Below are 1,288 nucleotides of genomic sequence, written 5' to 3'. Positions count from 1 at the left end.
GCCCCTGGGTCCCGGCTCTCCGCTGCGCTGCGGCCGGGATGACACGAGTTTGTTGGCTCAGATTTGACCGCTCAAAACCTGGGCGAACAAGCCCGGATCGACATTGCCGCCCGACAGCACGATCGCCGCCGTCTTGCCCTTGAGGTCCACCTTGCCCGAAAGCGCCGCCGCCAGGGCCACGCAGCCGCCGGGCTCGACGACCAGCTTCAGGACCGAGAAGGCGTAGCGCATGGCCTCGGCGACCTCCGGGTCGGTGACGGCGACGCCGCCGGCGAGGTTGCGTTGGTTGATCGGCCAGGTCAGCTCGCCGGGGATCGGGGTCAGCAGGGCGTCGCAGAACGAGCGGGCGTCCTTGTCGATCGTCTCGCGCCTGCCGCTCTCTAGCGAGCGGCGGGTTTCGTCGAAGCCCGCCGGCTCGACGCCCCAGATCTGGGTGGCGGGCGAGAGCGCCTTCACGGCGGTCGAGGTCCCGGCGATCAGGCCGCCGCCGCCGACGCAGCAGACCAGAGTGTCGAGCGTGGCGCCGCGCGCGGCCGCCTGCTCGACGATCTCGATCCCCAGCGTGCCCTGGCCGGCGATGATGTGCGGGTCGTCATAGGAGGGGACCACCACGCAGCCGCGCTCGGCGGCGATCTGGTCGGCGATCGCGATCCGGTCCTCGGTGAAGCGGTCATAGAAGCGGATCTCGGCGCCGTAGCCGCGCGTGCCCTCGACCTTCACGGTGGGCGAGTCGGACGGCATCACGATCAGGGCCGGGCAGCCGACCAGCTTGGCGGCCAGCGCCACGCCCTGGGCGTGGTTGCCGGACGAAAAGGCCACGACCCCGCGCGACTTCTCGTCGTCGGTTAGCTGGGACAGGCGGTTATAGGCGCCCCGGAACTTGAAGGCCCCCGCCCGCTGCAGCGTCTCGGGTTTCAGGAAGATCCGGCCGCCCAGGCGCTCGTTCAGCGCGGAGCTTTCGATCAGCGGCGTTTCGACGGCCAGGCCCTTCAGGCGCTGAGCGGCGGCTTGGATGTCGGCGAGCGAAATGGTCATGAGGCTAAGTTCCAAGAGCGCGGCGCTGGCTTTTGAAGTCGTGCGCCCCATTTGAACGATCTCGCGGCGTTGTCGCGCGGAGCGGGGCGAAACTCTTTGCGAGCTTCGCCGTTCACGACATAAGAGCCGACGGGGGCTCAATTCAGGACGACTCGATGAAGACCGCCTTCTTGGCCTCCGCGGCCTCGCTTTCGCTCGGCGCCGCGCTGGCCTTCGCCGCGCCGAGCGAAAGCGAGGCCGCGGAGGCCAAGAA

The 1,288-nt window shown here is 69.3% G+C and carries 1 protein-coding gene; it reads right to left on the bottom strand.

The features are described 5' to 3' along the window. Nucleotides 1-57 precede the first annotated feature (57 nt). Nucleotides 58-1,035, bottom strand: coding sequence for a threonine/serine dehydratase (locus AX690_RS20075; RefSeq protein ID WP_066682739.1), 978 nt, complete (start codon nucleotides 1,033-1,035; stop codon nucleotides 58-60). Between the last annotated feature and the right edge of the window lie 253 nt (nucleotides 1,036-1,288).

This window comes from Caulobacter sp. CCH9-E1, assembly GCF_001556515.1.
Classification (GTDB): domain Bacteria; phylum Pseudomonadota; class Alphaproteobacteria; order Caulobacterales; family Caulobacteraceae; genus Caulobacter.
The sequence above is the reverse complement of the archived record's forward strand: the minus strand, read 5'-3'. Positions and strand labels throughout refer to the sequence as shown.